The 13,815-nt window shown below is 63.2% G+C and carries 11 protein-coding genes; 6 read left to right on the top strand and 5 right to left on the bottom strand.

Going from position 1 to position 13,815, the window contains the following annotated elements:
• Nucleotides 1-3: 3 nt before the first annotated feature.
• Genes D8M36_RS09785 through D8M36_RS09775 form a run of 3 tightly spaced genes read right to left on the bottom strand, consistent with a single transcriptional unit; the run spans nt 4 to nt 3,453 of the window.
• The gene (locus D8M36_RS09785) at nt 4-1,362 is read right to left on the bottom strand and encodes an aldehyde dehydrogenase family protein (RefSeq protein WP_074299685.1); all 1,359 of its coding nucleotides are present in this window, start codon (nt 1,360-1,362) and stop codon (nt 4-6) included.
• Nucleotides 1,359-2,093 carry a gamma-glutamyl-gamma-aminobutyrate hydrolase family protein gene (locus tag D8M36_RS09780; protein ID WP_074299687.1) on the bottom strand — a complete coding sequence of 245 codons (735 nt, stop codon included), beginning with the start codon at nt 2,091-2,093 and terminating at the stop codon, nt 1,359-1,361. The genes D8M36_RS09785 and D8M36_RS09780 overlap by 4 nt, the downstream gene beginning before the upstream one ends.
• The gene (locus D8M36_RS09775) at nt 2,086-3,453 is read right to left on the bottom strand and encodes a glutamine synthetase family protein (protein WP_126848589.1); all 1,368 of its coding nucleotides are present in this window, start codon (nt 3,451-3,453) and stop codon (nt 2,086-2,088) included. The genes D8M36_RS09780 and D8M36_RS09775 overlap by 8 nt, the downstream gene beginning before the upstream one ends.
• Before the next feature lie 269 nt (nt 3,454-3,722).
• Between D8M36_RS09775 and D8M36_RS09770 the strand changes: the two genes are divergently transcribed.
• The gene (locus tag D8M36_RS09770; RefSeq protein WP_074299691.1) at nt 3,723-5,333 is read left to right on the top strand and encodes an amino acid permease; all 1,611 of its coding nucleotides are present in this window, start codon (nt 3,723-3,725) and stop codon (nt 5,331-5,333) included.
• Nucleotides 5,334-5,449: 116 nt separating this feature from the next.
• On the opposite strand, the gene D8M36_RS09765 is transcribed toward D8M36_RS09770, so the two are convergent.
• Entirely contained in the window at nt 5,450-6,748 is a 1,299-nt protein-coding gene (locus tag D8M36_RS09765; protein WP_126848587.1) for a carboxylate--amine ligase, read from the bottom strand.
• 147 nt (nt 6,749-6,895) lie between these two features.
• On the opposite strand from D8M36_RS09765, the gene D8M36_RS09760 reads away from it, so the two are divergent.
• The 3 genes from D8M36_RS09760 to codA all read left to right on the top strand — a co-directional run bounded on the left by D8M36_RS09760 (nt 6,896) and on the right by codA (nt 9,980).
• On the top strand, nt 6,896-7,153 hold the full coding sequence (locus D8M36_RS09760; RefSeq protein ID WP_065247027.1) for a hypothetical protein: 258 nt from the start codon (nt 6,896-6,898) through the stop codon (nt 7,151-7,153).
• Nucleotides 7,154-7,324: 171 nt separating this feature from the next.
• Nucleotides 7,325-8,638: a cytosine permease gene (codB, locus tag D8M36_RS09755; RefSeq protein ID WP_126848585.1), complete on the top strand. Its 1,314-nt coding sequence runs from the start codon at nt 7,325-7,327 to the stop codon at nt 8,636-8,638.
• A 106-nt stretch (nt 8,639-8,744) separates the two neighbouring features.
• Nucleotides 8,745-9,980: a cytosine deaminase gene (gene codA, locus D8M36_RS09750; RefSeq protein ID WP_126848583.1), complete on the top strand. Its 1,236-nt coding sequence runs from the start codon at nt 8,745-8,747 to the stop codon at nt 9,978-9,980.
• A gap of 72 nt (nt 9,981-10,052) precedes the next feature.
• Here the strand turns inward: codA and D8M36_RS09745 are convergent, their stop codons facing one another.
• On the bottom strand, nt 10,053-10,895 hold the full coding sequence (locus tag D8M36_RS09745) for a hypothetical protein (RefSeq protein ID WP_126848581.1): 843 nt from the start codon (nt 10,893-10,895) through the stop codon (nt 10,053-10,055).
• 180 nt (nt 10,896-11,075) lie between these two features.
• Here D8M36_RS09745 and D8M36_RS09740 point away from each other — a divergent pair, with 180 nt between their 5' ends.
• Entirely contained in the window at nt 11,076-12,767 is a 1,692-nt protein-coding gene (locus tag D8M36_RS09740; protein WP_126848579.1) for a PHP domain-containing protein, read from the top strand.
• A 113-nt stretch (nt 12,768-12,880) separates the two neighbouring features.
• Nucleotides 12,881-13,813, top strand: coding sequence for a hypothetical protein (locus D8M36_RS09735; protein WP_126848577.1), 933 nt, complete (start codon nt 12,881-12,883; stop codon nt 13,811-13,813).
• Nucleotides 13,814-13,815 lie beyond the last annotated feature (2 nt).

Here is a 13,815-nt window from a genome sequence, read left to right as displayed (position 1 = left end):
TGGTTAGTCCTGCGCGAAAAAGACATTCTTGGTTTCGGTGAAGGCGAGGGGAGCGTCGGGCCCCTGTTCCCTGCCTAGACCGGACTGCTTGAACCCGCCGAACGGCGTGGAATACCGCACCGACGAGTGGGAGTTGACGGAGAGGTTTCCCGCCTCGACCCCGCGCGACACGCGAAGCGCGCGGCCGATGTCGCGAGTCCAGATCGACCCCGAAAGCCCGTACTCGGTGTCGTTTGCGAGGGCGAGTGCATCGGCCTCGTCCTCGAACGGCAGCACGGTGACGACAGGGCCGAAAATCTCCTCGTGTACCGTCCGGTGCGTGCGCTCGGGCGTGAGTACGGTGGGCGGGAACCAAAAGCCGGGGCCCGACGGTGCACTCCCTCTAAAGGCGACAAGTGATTCGTCGTCCACGTATCCGGTAACCTTGTCGAGGTGGGCTTTCGCCACGAGCGGCCCCATTTCGGTGTCGTCGTTCGCGGGATCACCAACTCGAAATGCCTTGACGGCGGGTTCGAAGAGCTCCATGAACTTCTCGTACACGGATTTTTCGACGAGGATCCTCGAGCGCGAGCAGCAATCCTGCCCGGCATTGTCGAAAACCCCGGCGGGGGCTGCTGCGGCGGCCTTCTCGAGGTCGGAATCGGCAAACACGATGTTCGCGTTCTTTCCCCCGAGTTCGAGCGTGAGGGTCTTAACCTGTTCGGCGCAGCCGCGCATGATCGTTTTTCCCGTTGCTGTTGAACCGGTGAACACGACTTTTCGCACGTCGGGATGCGTGACGAACCGGTTGCCGACGACGGAGCCCTTGCCGGGAAGAACCGTGAGAAGGTTCTCGGGAAGGCCGGCCTCGAGGGCGAGCTCGGCAATGCGGATCGCGGTGAGCGGTGTCCATTCGGCGGGCTTGAGAACCACGGCGCAGCCAGCCGCGAGTGCGGGGGCGAAGCCCCACGCGGCGATCGGCATGGGGAAGTTCCACGGGGTGATGATGCCGACGACGCCTACCGCCTCGTGGAAGGTCACGTTCACGCCGCCCTCGACGGGAATCTGCTCGCCGATGAGCCTTTCGGGCGCTGCTGCGTAGTACTCGAGGACATTCGCAACGTTTTGTGCTTCCCACCGAGCTTGCCCAATGGGGTGGCCGGCATTGGCAACCTCGATCTGCGCGAGCTCCTCGTTGTGGTTGGCGACGATGCGGGCAAAACTCCGGAGAACCTGTGCTCGCGAGGCTGGAGCGGTGGCCGCCCAGCGTTTTTGTGCAACGACGGCCTTGGCGATGGCGTCATCAGTCGCCTCGACGTCGACGAGCTCGATGCTGCGAATGAGTTCTTCGGTTGCGGGGTTGATGATGTCGAACGTAGTCATGGGCGCTCCTTAGAGGTGTGGGGCGTGGCATTGACGAGGGCTTCGAAGAGTCTGCGGTCGTGATGTTGCTGTTCGGGGTGCCATTGGACGGCAAGGAAGAAACCCAGTGCAGATGGGCACTCGAGTGCCTGGATGGTGCCGTCGGACGTCGTCGCGGTGACCGCGAGTCCGCTCCCGACCTTCCCGACTGCCTGATGGTGGTACACGGGGATATCGTGCGCGCTGCTGCCGAGGATGTTCGCGAGTGCCGAGCCTTCGCTGATGGTGATGTCGACCGAGCCAAACACCCCTGGTGCCGGTTGGTAGAGATCCGATCCCACAATGTCCGGCAGGTGTTGAAGGAGAGTGCCTCCGTGAACCGTGTTGACTATCTGCATGCCTCGGCAAATTGCGAGGATGGGACGCCCGACGCTGCGTGCCGCCACGTACAAAGCGACTTCCCAGTCATCACGATCATCGCGCGGCGCCCCAGTTTTCTCGTGTGGCTGTTCGCCGTAGCGGGCCGGGTTGACGTCGGCTCCGCCGGCAAGGATGAGCCCGTCGAGCTTCGCGATTACCTGGGCGGCGCGATCGCTTTCCGACGGTTGCGGGGGCAACAGGACGGGAACACCGCCGGCATCGAGGACCGCCTGAAGGTAGGCCTCGTGCAGGAAGGATGCGCGCGTATCCCATACCCCGCACGTGGCGGGTTCGAGGTATGTCGAGATACCGATGATGGGTGCACTAGCCACGTTCGAAGCCCCTCACGCGCTCCCAATCCGTGACGGCCGCATCGAACGCTTCGAGTTCGACCCGGGCAGCCCGCGTGTAGTGCTCGACGACGTCTTCGCCAAAGGCAGCCTTGGCAATCTCGGAGTTTTCGAACAGATCGGCGGCTTCGCGGAGCGTCGTGGGCACCCTCGGCTTGTCACTTTCGTAGCCATTGCCCACGAGCTCGTCCTCGAGGGAGAGTTCGTTGTCGATGCCGTGGAGACCCGCGGCGATCATCGCGGCCATCGCGAGATATTGATTGACGTCGCCGCCGGGAATGCGATTTTCGAAGCGTAGCGATTTGCCGTGACCCACGACTCGGAAGGCACACGAACGGTTGTCGAGGCCCCACGCGAGTGTCGTCGGTGCGAATGTGCCGGGCTGATAGCGCTTGTAAGAGTTGATGTTGGGGGCGAACATGAGGGCGAGTTCGCGCGCTGCGGCGATCTGCCCCGCGAGGAACTGATCCATGATGACGCTGCGCCCGCCTTCGCGGGATTCATCGGCGAACACGGGATTGCCATCCTTGTCGCGCAGGCTCATGTGAATATGGCACGAGTTGCCTTCGCGCTGGTTGAACTTCGCCATGAAGGTGATGGACTTGCCGTGCCTTTCGGCGATTTCCTTGGCGCCCGTGCGGTAGAGGCTGTGGTTATCGCACGTGGTAAGCACATCGTCGTAAAGGAAGGCGATCTCTTGCTGACCGGGGTTGCATTCGCCTTTGACGCCCTCGCAGTACATGCCGGCCGCATCCATGGAGTTGCGGATGTCGCGAAGGAGAGGTTCGAGGCGTGTGGAGGCCTGGATGTCGTAGTCGGTGTTGTAGTCGCTTGCGGGGGTGAGGTCGTTGTAACCCTTGGCCCACGCTTCACGGTAGGTGTCGTCAAAAATTAGGAATTCGAGTTCCGTCGCGCCCATGCATGTCCAGCCGCGCTCTTCGAGGCGACTGCGTTGTTTCTTGAGGACACTGCGCGGGGCGGGGGCGACTTCCTCGCCCGAGGTCGTGAGGAGGTCCGCGGTGACCTGTGCGGAGCCCTCGATCCACGGGATTTGGCGCAGCGTGGCCATGTCTGGCTTCATGACCATGTCGCCGTAGCCGCTCTTCCAGCTGGAAATCTTGTAGCCGTCCACCGTGTTGTTGTCGATGTCGACGGCGAGGAGATAGTTGCAGCACTCAGCTCCGTGTTCGGCGACGGAGTCGAGAAAGAGACGAGCGGAGATGCGCTTGCCTACGAGTCGGCCTTGCATGTCCGTGAATCCGAGGATCACGGTGTCGATATCGCCGGCGTGGATGCGGTTGGTGAGTTCTGAGAACGTCAGCATTCCTTCGTTGCCTGACATGGAAGCTCCTCATTGTGCTTCGGTGTGGCCTGGCGGGGCCCTTACGTGGCGATGCAAGCCATTGACTAAACATCGGTCTGGCAACCATTAGATCACATGATGTGAGCTACGCAACCCGAAATCCTGGCAAAACTCTGGGCATTCCGAGGTGGTGCCCCTCGAGTTCAGTTAACGAATTTCGACAAAAGCATGGAAATCCAACCATTAGGCGGGTACTGTGGGGCAGCACACACGAGTCAACGTGGTCTCGTCACTACGGAAGGTATGCAATGGCTGATCAAAGCGATCGTCAATCTCCTCAACCAACGGCAGCATCACCCGCCTCGCCCTCCACGCAATCGGGGGAAGTCACCAAGGTCGGTGGCGTCACCTATCGAACAGCGGACACCGAATATTTTGAAAAACGCCAGCTCAAGCGCGCGGCCGGCATCTTCGGACTCTGGGGCCTCGCGGTCGGCGCGGTCGTTTCCGGTAACTTTTCCGGCTGGAACTTTGGCGTGGATTTCGCGGGCTTCGGCGGGATGCTCATCGCCTACGCGATTCTCATCGTCATGTACTACGGCCTCATCTTCTCGATCAACGAAATGGCCGCCGCCATGCCGCACACCGGCGGCGCGTACTCATTCGCGAGAGCAGCCATGGGCCCGTACGCGGGCTTTGTGACGGGCCTTGCCGAAACAATTGAGTACGTGGCGACAACCGCCGTGATCGTCTACTTCTCTTCAGGCTACGCCGACGCGGTGGTATCGCAGCTCCTCGGCGTTGACCTGCCAAAACCCGTGTGGTGGCTCATCCTCTACACGATCTTCGTGGCTCTGAACTCCTCGGGCGCAGCGGTCTCGTTCAGGTTCGCCATTCTGGTGTCGATCATTTCGATCGTGATCCTGCTCGTCTTCAGTGCGATGGCGCTCTTCTCCGGGGCTTTCTCATGGGATTCACTCTTCAACATCGTTCCCGACGCGGGCGGTTCGGCCTTCTTGCCTCACGGTTTCCTGCCGATCCTGTTCGCCCTGCCCTTCGCCATGTGGTTCTTCCTCGGTATCGAGGAGCTGCCACTCGCAGCAGAAGAGGCCCACAACCCCGTCCGTGACATTCCCAAGGCGGCACTGTGGGCGCGCTTCACACTCGTCGTCACCGGTCTTCTCGTGCTCGTTCTGAACACCGGCGTGCTCGGCGCAGAAACGACCGCCTCGGCAAGCGAACCGCTCCTCGACGGCTTCCGCGCGATCGTAGGCGACGGCCTCGCTGCCGTCCTCGCACTCTTTGCACTCGTGGGGCTGCTTGCTTCACTTCAAGGCATCATGTTCGCCTACGGGCGCAACATGTATTCGCTCTCGCGAGCGGGCTACTACCCGAAGTTTCTCTCGCTTACGGGGCGCACGCAAACGCCGTGGGTTGCCCTTATCGCCGGTGCCGTCATCGGTTTTTGCGCGCTTGTGGGCGTCGACCTTGCCGGCGGCGAGGGCGGAATCGCCGGTGCGGTTGTTCTCAACATTGCTGCCTGGGGTGCCGTCGTCGCCTACCTCATGCAAATGGTGTCGTTTCTTGTGCTGCGTAAGCGGTTCCCGAACGCGAAGCGCCCCTACAAGTCGCCGTGGGGAAACTTTGGTGCAATCATTGCTGCCTTCATCTCCGCGCTCATCTTCCTGGGCTTCCTCCTCAACCCTGACTACCTGCCCGCGATCATCGCGATCATCGTGATCTACGCGGTTATGCTCATTACCTTCTGGCTGTGGGGTCGCCACCGGCTGATTCTGAGTCCCGAAGAGGAGTACGCGCTCTCGGGCGGCCTCGACGTCGTGAACCTCGACGATCTCGTGGATGACGGTGACCATAACGACCAGCCCAGTGAGGGCGAGGTATCACCCGCTCGAGACTAGGGCTCAACGGGCGTTCCTCATTCGTGCCTCACGGCCGTCCCTCATTTTTTGCTCATACGAAGCGGTCCGGGGAAGCCCTACGGCCTCCCCGGATCGTCCATGAGGTTCGCGCGCGGTTAGAACCCCGTGCGCGTCGCCTTCGGGTAGTACTTCCGGAACTTTTGCACCTGGCGGAGACCCGAAACGAGGGCGAAGCCTTTCATCCACGCACCCTCCGGGGCGTAGCGGTAGGGGTTGTCCACGCCGTGGGCACGAACGGCGGAATCGAGCTGAGCGCGCAGCTCGGGTTCGGTGACATAGTGCTTCACGAGGCGCGTGGGGAGGATCGAGTAGAGGTGCTGCTCCTCGGCGCGCACACGCTCAAGGGGGGCGTTGTCGATGAGGTCCGCGACAATGTGCTCGGGGTAGGAGCCGCCTGCGGCGGTGACGTAGTGGTTGTTGCGGCCGAGCCGCGGATTGAGTTCGAGGAAGTAGGCCGTTCCATTGCGCGGGTCGACCTTGAGATCAACATTGGCGAAGCCGACGTAGTCCACGTGGTCGAGGAGCTTTTCGAACTGCGCGACGATTCCGCGGTGAGGACCGGTGAGCATGGCGGCGGGGCGCCCAAGCGCATCGGGTGTGTGTTCGCCGAGCAGCACCTGGGCCGCGCAGGTCAAAGTCACGCCGCCGGTGTGTGAGCGGTATCCGGTGATCGAGTATTCGGAGGTGTCGTCGCCCTCGATGAGCTCCTGGAAGAGGAACCGTCCCGTGAAGCCAGCGTCCCCGAGTTTTGCCACGAGTTCCTTGTACTCGGCTTGTGACTTGAGCACGAATACTTTGCGCTTGCCGGGGAATTTGACGCGCGAATAGTCGGCGGTGTTCGCGGGTTTGCCGATGATCGGGTAGGCCCACGGAAGCTGCTCGGGCGCGTCAAAATCGGCTTCGCCGTACCGGGAGAAGTCCACGACTTCAGTGGGAATCGTGGGAATGTCGAGCTCGTTGCACGCCTCTTGGAAGTGGGCTTTATCGGCCAGTTTCGCAAGGGAGGCGGAATCGACTTGCGCGAGAAGGTAGTGCTCCTCGAGCTCGGCCCGGTACGTGTCGATGAAGGAGATGAACGAATCGGCGTTTGCGAGCAAGAGCGTGGGTCGCTTGAGGGGTTTGTCCTTCGCGAGCTGAACGAGCGCTTCTTTGAGATCGCAGTCGCTTGCCTCAGCACCGAGAGCGACGTGAGCGCTCGTGACAGTGCGCTCGTTCATGGCGACGGGGGTGCGCATCACGGTAAGTGAACGCATGCCGTAGGCCTTGTGAAAGGCAATCGAAACGTTGAGCGAGTTGAGGCCCGCGCCGAGGATCACGACATCGAACTCCGTGCCGCCTTTGCTGATCCCCGTTGTGGGGCCGGGCTGGGAGACAGTGAGGTTCGAGATGGCCACGTGAAACGCCTTTCGCTGGGAAACATCCGGCGCTTGAGTTTATCGAACGGCAATTTTGGCGCTCTCTGTTTGCTCGCACAAAGTGTTCGTAAAATCATTCATTGCTAAAGCAGCGCCCCCAGGGCGCACATCTCCAAAGGAGCATCGATGAACGAGAACAGCCCCCTCGACAAGGTCAAGAATGCCGCGCAGTCGCTCGCGGACACGGCGAAGGAGAAGCTCCCCGCCGGCGTTGATGCGGCGGCTGACGCCGTGGTGGACCTTGCCGCGAAGGCTGAGGAGAAATTCCCGCAGGCCAAGGGTGTGACCGACAAGGTTGTGGACGTTGCGGGAGCGGCGCAGGACAAGGCCCATGAGCTCGGTGGCGAGGGTGACGGCGACGCGGATGGCGAAGCAGCAAAATAGGCGCTTAAAAGGCGAGCCGCGCCACTAGAAGTCGCCGACCGCCTCCACGTCGCCGAGATTGGTGCTAGCCTTCGAAAGGTTGTGCACGGACATGGACAGAGAGCCATGCGAGCACTTCATGTGATCCGGGTACAGCCATGCCTTTGTCCCGTTTTCACGTGAGGAATGTGCATGAGCACCATAGCGCCTGAGCGCCCCGCAACCACCCCCATTTCCGCCCGCCCCGCCACGAACGAGTCCGCAGTGACGGCCTCGGGGCAGGCCCCGACCGAAGCAACCGGCCACGATGCCGACTTCAGCTTCACCCCCGTTCCCCCATCCGCGCGTCACGGTTTTTGGGCCGTGGGCTTCGTGATGCTCGGATTTACCTTCTTCTCCGCCTCGATGAGCGTGGGCGCGAAGATCGGCAATGGTCTTGATCTTGGCGGCTTCGTGTGGGCCACGGCGATCGGCGGGCTTGTGCTCGCGATCTACACCGGTGGCCTCGCCTACCTTGGCGCGAAAACCGGTATGGGGCTTGACCTCCTCGCCCGCCGCGCCTTCGGCCGTCGCGGCTCGCTCTTGGCTTCCGCCCTCGTGGGCCTGACCCAGATGGGATGGTTTGGCGTGGGCGTGGCGATGCTCGGCATCCCCGTTGCTGACCTCCTTCACATCAGCCCCTGGTGGATCGTGATCGCCGCCGGCGCCGCGATGACCGCCTCCGCCTTCTTCGGCATGAAAGCGATCGAGATTGTCTCGTTCATCTCGGTTCCGCTCATCGCGATCCTCGGCACCTATTCGATGGTCACGGCAACCAGCAAGGCCGGTGGCCTCGTGGAGGTCTTCGGCGACGGCTCGATGCCGATCGTGACCGGCATCGGCATGGTTGTGGGTTCCTTCATCTCGGGTGGCACGGCGACCCCGAACTTCACACGCTTTGCTCGCTCGGCGAAGGTTGCCGTCATCACCACGGTGATCGCGTTCTTCCTTGGCAACACCCTCATGTTCAGCTTCGGCGCGGTGGGCGGCGCGTTCACCGGCAAGGACGACATCTTCTACGTCATGATCGCCCAGGGCCTCGCGATTCCCGCGATTCTCGTGCTCGGCGCGAATATCTGGACGACGAACAACAACGCCCTGTACACCTCTGGCCTGGGCTTTTCGAACATCACGCGCGTGCGCACCCGCCCCATGACTCTCATTGCGGGCATTTTCGGCACGGTGAGCGCCCTGTGGCTCTACGAGAACTTCGTGGGCTGGCTGAGCTTCCTCAACGCGGCACTGCCGCCGATTGGCGCGATCCTCATCGTGGATTTCTTCGTGCGTAAGCACGCCTACCTCGACCCGAACGCGAAGGAGCAGACGATCGCTCCGCACGCGGTCATCGGCGTGATTGCCGGCGGCCTCGTGGGCTACTTCGTGCCGTGGGGAATCTCGGCACTCAACGCGGTTGCGGTGGCGGTTGCCATTCACCTCCTCGGCGTAGCCTTGACGAAGCGCCGCTAACACCTTCTGCGGGCGGCGCGGCCTGCATCGTCGAGGAGCCGCGCCGCCACTTTCCAGGGTGGCGTTGCCCGCCCGTCCCACTCCATTTCAATAGAAAGGCAGCCCCGTGCTCATCCAGAACGTCACGCTACCGGGCCGGGAGGGCTCGGTTGACCTTCGCATTTCCGACGGTTGCTTCACCCACATCGAACCCAATCTCACCGCCGAACCCGGCGAAGAGACGTGGAACGCCGAGGGCCGCCTCGCGCTCCCGCCTTTTGTGGAGAGCCACATTCACCTTGACTCGGTTCTCACCGCGGGCGAGCCGAAGTGGAACATGAGCGGCACGCTCTTCGAGGGTATCGAACGCTGGAGCGAACGGAAGAAGACCTTGAGTGTCGAGGACGTCAAGGAGCGCGTGCGCCGCGTTGCGCGCGACCAGGCGAGCTTCGGCGTGCAGTACGTGCGCACGCACGTGGATGTGACGGATCCAGAACTCACGGCGCTGCGCGCGATGCTTGAGCTTCGCGAGGAGCTCACCGACCTCATCACGCTCCAGATCGTGGCGTTTCCGCAAGAGGGCATCGATTCCTTCCCGAACGGCCGCGACCTCATGGTCAAGGCCGCTGACATGGGCGTCGATGCGATCGGCGCGATTCCTCACTTCGAGTTCACGCGCGAGTACTCGGTGGACTCGCTCAACTTTGCGTGCGAGCTCGCGCGTGATCGCGGCCTGCTCATGGATGTGCACTGCGACGAGATCGACGATGAGGCCTCGCGCGGCCTTGAGACTCTCGCGACCCGTGCACTCGAGTTCGGCATGGGGGAGAAGGTCACCGCGTCGCACACCACCGCGATGCATTCCTACAACAATGCCTACTTCGTGCGTCTGCTGCGCCTGCTCACGATGAGCGGCATCAACTTCGTCTCCAACCCCATGGTGAACACCCACCTGCAGGGCCGCATGGATACCTACCCGAAGCGCCGCGGCGTCACGCGCGTCAAGGAGCTTACGGAGGCTGGCATCAACGTGAGTTTCGGGACCGACGATATCCGCGACCCGTGGAACCCGCTTGGCACGGGGAACCTCCGCGACATTGTGCTGAACGGGCTTTATGTCACGCAGATGATGGGGTACCCGCAGATCGCGGAATCCTACAATTTCGTGACTCACAATGCGGCGCGCACGCTGCACCTTGAGAATTACGGCATCGAGGTGGGTAACCCCGCCCGTTTCGTTGTGCTCGATGCACCGGATTGGGTTGAGGCGCTCAACTTCAACGCGCCCGTGGTCCGTTCCTACAGGGACGGCAAGCTGGTGGCGAAGACTGAGCCGGCGACCCGCGAGGTTTTCTGGGGCTAGGCGCTGCACACCTCATCGCGATAGGGGAGGGCCCGGGCAATTGCCCGGGCCCTCCCCTATGCCTCGTGCTGTTTAGTTCTTGCGCATGCGGATCACGGCGAAGGCGCCACCGCCAATGAGCGCGAGAGCGAGGATGGCCGTTGCGGCGATCTCAGCGCCCGTGCGCGGCATGAAGCCGTGAGCGCCGCTCGCCTGACCCGAGCCCTTCGAGGGCTTCGAGGGCTTCGCGGGGGCCTGCTTCGACGGTTCAGTCTTTCCGGGGCCGTTGGCTTCGCCGCCGTCGGACGCTTCCGGAGCCGCAGCGGGCGGCTCAGCAGGGGCGACTGCGCCCGTGTCTTCGCCCGTGCCGCCATCATCTTCACCGGTGTCAGCGCCACCGTTGTCACTCGGCGCGGGGGCGGGATCGGCGACCTCGGTGAAGGAGATACCCTTCATCTGCCATTCTTTCTCCGTGATCGTGAGGTCCTGGACGATCGGGTTGGGGGCAACCTGCGGGATGCCGTTGTCGATCTTCACGCATTCGATGAGGAGCTTCGCTTCGCCCTTGTTGGCGAAGTCCACGAAGCTCGCATCGATCGGGTTGACGGCCTTGCCGTCCACGAGATCGTCGATGCCGGACATCACGACGGGCATGTCGTTGGTGGGGATTTCTTCGAGCGAAGCGCCCTGGAGGAAGGAGGTGCGGGCGCCATCGACGTAGGGCGCATCGCACTTCACGCGCGACTTGACGGTGTAGGTGAAGGGATCGGCCTCGAGCGGGCCCTGCTTCTGGATACCGTCGGTGGTCTCGATGGTCGCGTTCACGGTGTCGTCGACGTTGACCTGGGTCTCTGCGGAAGCGACGGTGGGGAGGGCGAGGAGCGCAGCGGCGCCGGCAAGGGCAACCGGGCGGCGGAGGGAGGAGGAGAGCTGCATGGTTCTACACATTCCTTGGGGCACGGGGAGTGGGTTAGCGAGGACAACTGTGACAGGCTTCAGTGAACGATGGGTAACTAGTTGGTGTCGAATTTCGCCCCCAACTCGTTACCCGCTATTCACTTCCTCCCTCTAGCGTTCTCATTGGTCTCCCCGACGCCCTGAGAGAAAGATTCCCCCATGACCGAGCTCCGCTCCCCTCACGCCTCCTCCCTCACCACCCCGAGCCGCCGCGCCGTTCTTCGCGGCAGCGTTGCCGCCGGTGCCCTCGGTGCCACCGCGGCTGCCGGCACCGGCTCCGCGATTGCCGAAGAAACCCCCGCCTCCGAGTCCCAGGATCTCGCTCCCGCCGAAACCGGGCTTGAGTGGCTCGTTGTTGACCACCACGTGCACTCGCTCTACAGCCACGACGCGAAGTACACGATGGAAATGATCATGGACAAGGCCGAAGAGTTCGGCGTGGACGTCATCGCGTTCACCGAGCACTCCAACTGGGGCCACGCCAACAAGGGTGGCGTGTGGGAAGCAAACCGCCTCATCCGCAAGGCCCGTGACGAGCGCAAGCTCATGGTGCTCCAGGGCATCGAGTGGTACATCCCCGCAGCCGAGCACTGCACCGTTCTCATTGCCCCCGGCATCAACGAGGCTCGCGTGCTGCGCACCTTCGAGCTGGAGTTCGATGGCAAGCTCAACGGCTGGGAAAAGCCCGCTCTCGACTCGAAAGAAGAGAAATCCCAGCAGGAAAAGGCTGTTGAGGCGATCGCGTGGCTCGGCCAGCAGAAGCGCGAAGGCTTCATCGATGACGCGATCGTGATCGCGAACCACCCGAGCCGCTACTGCATCGACTCGCCGCTCGAGCTTCGCGCGTGGCACGACGCGGACCGCGACATTTACCTCGGTATGGAAGGTGCCCCCGGTGCCCAGGGCTCGGCTTTCGGCCTCAACCGCGACCCGAAGTTCCAGCGCGGCGAATACGAGAACAACCGTCGCCCGGACTCCTCGCCGCACTACCCCGACGAAGCCTTCCGCACGCGCGGCGGCTTCGACTACCTCACCTCGGTCGTGGGTGGCATGTGGGACTCGCTGCTCTCTGAGGGCCGCCGCTACTGGATCACCTCGAACTCCGACTTCCACCTCAAGACCCACGACACTTACCGCGTAGGCGACTACCCGAAGGGTGACGGCTGGGAGGAAGGTGCGAGCCTCGGCAACTTCAACCGTGCGGGTCGCCGCCCCGTTCCCGTCAACACGAATGAAGCTCAGGGCGGAAGCGACTACTGGCCCGGCCAGTTCTCCCGCACGCACGTGGGTGCCACGAGCCGCTCCTACGAGGCGGTCATGGAGGCCATGCGCGCCGGTCGCATCTGGATCGAGCACGGCCACCTCATCTCCGGTCTCGAGGTCGTCCTTTTCGCGAAAGACGACAGCGTCGAGCCTGTGACTCTCGGTGGCACCCTCAAGGTCAAGGTCGGCACCGAGCTTGGCCTGCGCGTGAGCGTGACGCCCACGACCAAGGAAAACTCCGCTGGGATCCTCCCGGAGCTCGCGCACATCGACCTCATCCGCGGCCTTATCACTGGCCCGGTCGAGGACGTCAACACGACGACGACCCCTCACACCAAGGTCGTTGAGCGCAAGGACACCGCAGGCCACGGGCTTGAGAAGTTCACGGTCGAATTCGACCTCGGCGCCGTCGAGGAAAGCGGCTACATTCGCCTGCGCGGAAGCGACGGCAAGCGTTCGGGCGTCGGCCCGATGGGTGCCGACGTTGACCCGGCCGGCCCGATTCCCCACGGTGGCGAGAACGGCGCAGGAAGCCCGTGGATCGACACGTGGATGTACACCAACCCGATCTTCTTCGAGGTCGAGTGATCACGGTTTCGTGAACACGAGTGGGGCCGGTTTCGCGGGGGTTATGCCCCGCGGAATCGAGCCCCTTTCCCATTGCCCGCCCAGGACACACACCGCATGAAAGGACACCCCGCATGGCCCTCAACCGTCGGACCTTCCTGACCGCAGCCGCCGCGACCGCCGCGAGTGCCGCAACCCTCGCGCCCGCGAGCGCGTCACCGCTTTTTGAGCGCGACGAGAACGACACCCCGCGCCTTCTCGACGACCCCTTCGATGCGCGCCTGAAGAATCCCGCGCCCGAGGGATGGGCGCCGAAGAGCCCGCTCGCTCGCGCTCACGCCCACAATGACTACCTGCACACGCACCCGCTGTGGGATGCGCTTGCGCAGGGCTTTTGCTCGGTTGAGGCGGACGTGTGGTTCGAAGGCGGGCAGATCCTCCTTGGCCACACTCGCCTCGGTACGGTGAACGGCCGCTCCCTCGAGGAGTTCTACGTGAAGCCGCTCGCGGCGCTCGTGCGCTCCAACGGCGGTCACGTGTTCCCAGGCTACGACGGCCCGTTCCAGCTCCTCATCGACATTAAGGACCAGGGGGAGAAGCAGCTTCCCGCGATCGAGACCATGCTCGCGCCCTACAGCGACGTGTTCTGGCACGTGGATCGCTGCGGCACCGTCGTCGAGAATCCCGTGCGCGTCGTCTACACGGGAGGTCGCCCGTACGATCTCATCAAGGACAACCCGGTGCGGTTCGGCTCGGCCGACGGCCACAAGGGTGACCTCGGCGGTGAGATCAGCTCGCTCGACATGCCACTCATCTCGGAGGATTGGGAGACGTGGGGCTGGCAGGGCTTCGGTGAGCGCCCGGAGGATCAGTTCCGTTCACTCAAGGAGTTTTCCGACGGTGCCCACGCGATCGGCGCGCGCTCGCGCCTGTGGGGTGTTCCCGAGCTCCTGCCCAAGCGTCGCGAGATCCTGTGGCAGATGCAGCTCGATGCGGGCATCGACGTCGTGGGCGCCGATGACCTCGCTGAGCTGCGCGCGTTCCTGCTCGAGCGCGGCGCCGCCTAAGG

Source organism: Dermabacter sp. HSID17554 (assembly GCF_003989295.1).
GTDB classification, from domain to species: Bacteria; Actinomycetota; Actinomycetes; order Actinomycetales; family Dermabacteraceae; genus Dermabacter; species Dermabacter vaginalis.
Note: the sequence above shows the minus strand (reverse complement) of the source record. Positions and strands in the feature narration are given on the sequence as shown.

Bases quoted from the DNA above. Each gene is read 5' to 3' on its own strand.
- D8M36_RS09735 (WP_126848577.1), top strand. From the start codon at position 12,881: ATGGCCCTCAACCGTCGGACCTTCCTGACCGCAGCCGCCGCGACCGCC.
- D8M36_RS09785 (WP_074299685.1), bottom strand. From the start codon at position 1,362: ATGACTACGTTCGACATCATCAACCCCGCAACCGAAGAACTCATTCGC.
- D8M36_RS09745 (WP_126848581.1), bottom strand. From the start codon at position 10,895: ATGCAGCTCTCCTCCTCCCTCCGCCGCCCGGTTGCCCTTGCCGGCGCC.
- codB (WP_126848585.1), top strand. From the start codon at position 7,325: ATGAGCACCATAGCGCCTGAGCGCCCCGCAACCACCCCCATTTCCGCC.
- D8M36_RS09760 (WP_065247027.1), top strand. From the start codon at position 6,896: ATGAACGAGAACAGCCCCCTCGACAAGGTCAAGAATGCCGCGCAGTCG.
- D8M36_RS09775 (WP_126848589.1), bottom strand. From the start codon at position 3,453: ATGTCAGGCAACGAAGGAATGCTGACGTTCTCAGAACTCACCAACCGC.
- D8M36_RS09740 (WP_126848579.1), top strand. From the start codon at position 11,076: ATGACCGAGCTCCGCTCCCCTCACGCCTCCTCCCTCACCACCCCGAGC.
- D8M36_RS09770 (WP_074299691.1), top strand. From the start codon at position 3,723: ATGGCTGATCAAAGCGATCGTCAATCTCCTCAACCAACGGCAGCATCA.